This window comes from Petrachloros mirabilis, from assembly GCF_975968855.1.
The window spans coordinates 1-4,315 of the sequence record NZ_CDLUDY010000009.1 but is presented as its reverse complement, the minus strand read 5'-3'; the positions used below and the strand labels follow the sequence as shown (position 1 = coordinate 4,315).

At 55.9% G+C, this 4,315-nt stretch carries 4 protein-coding genes; all 4 read right to left on the bottom strand.

The window, feature by feature from the left end:
* Positions 1 to 267: 267 nt before the first annotated feature.
* Positions 268 to 1,062 (bottom strand): type III pantothenate kinase, encoded by a 795-nt coding sequence (locus ACWVCN_RS00385; RefSeq protein WP_455243518.1) that lies wholly within the window; start codon positions 1,060 to 1,062, stop codon positions 268 to 270.
* 33 nt (positions 1,063 to 1,095) lie between these two features.
* Entirely contained in the window at positions 1,096 to 1,941 is an 846-nt protein-coding gene (locus tag ACWVCN_RS00380; protein ID WP_455243517.1) for a biotin--[acetyl-CoA-carboxylase] ligase, read from the bottom strand.
* Entirely contained in the window at positions 1,941 to 2,816 is an 876-nt protein-coding gene (gene nadC / locus ACWVCN_RS00375) for a carboxylating nicotinate-nucleotide diphosphorylase (RefSeq protein ID WP_455243516.1), read from the bottom strand. The genes ACWVCN_RS00380 and nadC overlap by 1 nt, the downstream gene beginning before the upstream one ends.
* A gap of 84 nt (positions 2,817 to 2,900) precedes the next feature.
* A partial coding sequence (locus ACWVCN_RS00370) for a class I tRNA ligase family protein (protein WP_455243515.1) occupies positions 2,901 to 4,315 on the bottom strand: 1,415 nt, incomplete at its 5' end.

Sequence of the window (4,315 nt, the reverse complement as noted above, 5' to 3'; positions counted from 1 at the left end):
GCTAACCGAAGGTAACGGTCGTTCAGCGTTTTCAACTCTTCCGCCTTCGCGTCCAGGGCCTGTTGGAGATCTGAGGCCTCGGCGGAGGCGGTTCCTTCAATAGAAGAATCTTCAGAGGGCTCTGCTTGTAAGTTGTCGAAAGTATTGTTGTTTTGGTCTTCTTCAGCCACTGGAAATCCTATCGTGAAAATCAGATAGACACCTCAGGAACAAAGTCAACCATCACGTGAAAAATTAATTACTTGTACAACGGTTTGGACGAAGAGGCTATGCAAAGATCGTGGGAGGCGGCACATCGCCCTTCGCGCGCTGGTAGAGGAGAGCCAACCCTTCCAATGTCAATAAAGGCTCAATCTTCTGAATGGAAGAGGTTTCCGGAGCAACCACCGAACTCAGGCCTCCGGTGGCAATGACATAGGAACTGCGTCCGAGTTCCTGGTCAATTCGCCGGACGATGGCATCGACGAGACCCGCATACCCGAATAGCAAACCTGATTGGATACTGGTGGCGGTGTCTGTACCGATCACCGTTTTGGGTCTGGTCAGTTCGACTTTCGAGAGCTTTGCCGCACGGGCAAAGAGGGCATCAGCGGAAATCCCGAGACCCGGAGCGATGACACCACCAAGGTATTCCGCATTTTTCGTTATCGTGCAGAATGTGGTGGCTGTGCCGAAATCCACCACGATCAGATCGCGCCGGTACTTGTGGTAGGCTGCGGCAGCATTGACAAGGCGGTCGCTGCCGATTTCCTTCGGATTGGCGTATCGGATGGTGAGACCCGTATCGGTTTCCGAGGTGACGAACAAAGGCCGCTGGAAAAAATACTGTTCGATCAGGCCTTCGAAGGTGCCGGTCAGGGTCGGCACAACGCTCGAAACGATGGCCCCGGAAATTTGGCGTGGGAGGATACCGACGGAAGCCAACAAATTAGTGAAGAAAATCCCGTATTCATCCGCAGTGGTTTTAGGATTCGTCGCCAGTCGCCAGTGAGCCCGGAGCGAAAGACCATCATAGATCCCGAGCACGACGTTACTATTGCCGATGTCGACAACGAGCAGCATGGCGGCATTGTAACCTGAGGCTCATGGCCTTGGCTAGGTTCTCAGATGGACGATGTCCGCCGCCCGGAGATGCTGTACGAGCGGCGCACGTCGTTCGAAGGGAAGCGGGGGTTGGATTACTTTTAACGAACCGTCATGCTCGATCGCCTCGGCCACGCCGATGAACTCCGTGCCGTCTGTCAACGTGGCTTTGACAGTTTTCCCGATTGTGCTGCAGCGGCGCTGGTATGCGAAGGCGAGCTTCTCGATGCGTCCTTGTTCTAATTCTTCAATGCATGCCTCAAGCTCCGCGAACAACTGCGCAAGGAGCCGGTTGCGGTCTATCGGATGTCCTGTTTGCTGTTGAAGGGTCGTGGCGATCTCTTGAAGATCCCGGGGAAAGTCCTTCACTGTTCCGTTGACGTTCAATCCGATACCGATAACCTGATACGGGCCGTTGCCGGCCGCTGTCCCGCTTTCGCATAAGATGCCGCCGGTTTTCAGATCTCCAATCAGAAGATCATTCGGCCATTTGACGGCGATGTTCGTTACCGCAACGGTTTCTATGGCCTCAGCTGCGGCTAGGGCGGTCGATAACGGAAGCCATGAGAGCCATTCGGAGAGGCGTTCAGGAGCGATCCGTTTTCTGATGACGATCGAACAGTAGAGATTGAGGCCCGGAGGAGAGAACCAGTGACGCGACAGCCTTCCTCGTCCTTTGGATTGAGAGTCGGCTACGACAACCGTTCCGTCTTCCACTCCTGATCGGACCAGTTCTATAGCCTCATGATTCGTTGAGCCGACCTCATTGCGCAGCTCGATGCGACGGCCGAGCCACTTCGTCGACAGTGTGCTTCGTATGGCATTCATGGTGAGTGACGGCGAGGAATGCACCGACATTAGAGCCTCTTATGGGTTTTGCCGACTGGCTGAAGCTCCAAGCTGATTGCGGCGGCAGGCGCGGAGTGCGTCAGGGCACCGATTGAAATGCGATCTGGTCCAGCCTGAGCCATTGCTCGGACGTTCTTCAGAGTAATACCCCCGGAAACCTCCACCAGTGCGCGGCCTTTAATGATTTGCACCGCTTTCTGCACCATAGGAGGCGTCATGTTATCCAGCAGAATGATATCGGCCTGGCCGGCCAGCGCTTCCTTGACTTCCCTCAGCGATTCCACTTCAACGATGATCAAGCCCCGGTCTTCGGCTTTTGCGCGTCGGCAGGCTTCCTTTACTCCCCGTTTCTTATTCTTATTCAGCAAAACCAGGTGATTGTCTTTAATGAGGATGCCGTCGACGAGTGAACGGCGATGGTTTGTTCCTCCCCCGAGCGCCACCGCCCATTTCTGGATGGCTCTCCAGCCGGGAAGAGTTTTTCTAGTGTCGAGGATCGTGACGGGATACCTACGAACGGCCTTGCAGAATTTGTCCGTGAGGGTGGCGATGCCGGAAAGGTGCTGCAGGAAATTGAGTGCGACCCGTTCTGCCATAAGGATTGAGCGTCCATCGCCCTCAATCCGCAGCAGCGTATCCCCGCTTCTTGCCCGATCACCATCCTGGCTCAGGACAAACAAATGCAGTGTGGGATCAACGGCCACGAACGTCTGAACGGCGGCTGCCATTCCTGCGACGACGAGGGGCTGCTGGGCCACGATGCGTGCGCGTGCAGGAGCAGGGGATTTGAAAAGAGCCGAGGTGGTAACGTCCCCTTGGCCGACGTCCTCCTCCAGGCCCTGCCGGACTGCGCGCCTGATTTCTACTGCTGGAAGGGTGACCATGGCTACTACAATGTTGACCCGACACAGTGAGCGGTCGATGAGTTTCTCGTATGGAAGGTAATGGCCGGCGTTTCGAGCATCCTGCTAGGTTCCCAGCATGGTGCGCAGCTGCTGCTCGCTGCTGCCCAGGAGCGATTGATCCTGTTGAAGGCTCTGGAGGCGATATTGGTGATCACTGATGACATCCGGCGGCGCCTTGGTGACAAACTCCTGATTCCCCAGCTTTCCGCTCAGCCTGGTGATTTCCTTCTGCTGTTCTTCCTGCTGCTTCACAATCCGGTCGAGCGCTTTCTTGAGATCGACGTCACCTGAAACGACGAGTCCCACGGACAACCCTTCTGTCACCAACCGGAGACGTTTGCTATCCGATGGTGCTCCCTGCATGGTGAGATCCGCTGTACCTCGGCTTAGATGGGCGAGATGCGGCTGCAGCTGTCCGAGTCGCGCATGCTTGGCCTGATCGTCGTGGGAAACGGAGAACGGGATTTGCTGGCCGGGCGGATAATTCAGGAGCACACGGCCGGTGCGAACGAGGCTGACTGCCTGCTCGAGCAGAGAGAAGAATTCTTCGGCATCCAAGTCCTGCCGAGCGTCATTGGCCGTAGGAAATTGTTGAACGACGATGCTGTCTCCCTCATGCGGGATTGTTTGCCAGATTTCTTCAGTGATAAACGGCATAAAGGGATGCAAGAGTCGCATGGTTGTTTCCAGGGTCTCGACGAGTGTCTGTCGTGTGGCGGGCCCGTCACTATGCGCAGGATCCTGCAGGACCGGTTTGATCAATTCAAGATACCAGTCACAGTATTCGTGCCAGATGAAATGGTATAGGGCACTGGCTGCACGGTCGAAGCGATAAGTTTCGAGTTCCGATGTGACGACTGCGACTGTGTGGTTGAGACGGCTCAGGATCCAGCGATTCGGGAAAGATCGTTGTGCCGGCGGCGTTGCCGTTCGCGGTCCGTCAAGATACATCAAGCCGAAGCGCGCGGCATTCCAAATCTTGTTGGCAAAGTTGCGATAGCCTTCGATTCGCTCTTCGGCCAGCTTAATGTCACGACCAGGTGAGGCCATCGAAGCCAATGTGAAGCGCAATGCGTCGGTGCCGAACTGGTCCATGACGTGGAGAGGATCGATGACGTTTCCCTTCGACTTGCTCATCTTCTGGCCTTCGGCGTCCCGGACTAACGCATGGATGTAGACGTCACGAAAGGGGATGTCGCCCATAAATTTCAAGCCGAGCATGATCATGCGCGCGACCCAAAAGAACAGGATGTCGAGTCCGGTGACGAGCACGGATGTCGGGTAGTAGGTTCGTAATTCCGGAGTCTGGTCTGGCCATCCCAATGTCGAGAAGGGCCAGAGCCCTGAGGAGAACCAGGTGTCGAGCACGTCCGGGTCGCGAACAAAGGTTTTTCCTCCACAATCAGGGCACGTGCTCGGTGCCGAACGAGCCACGATAGGCTTGGCACCATGCAGCAAGGTCGTTCTGGTGGTTGGCG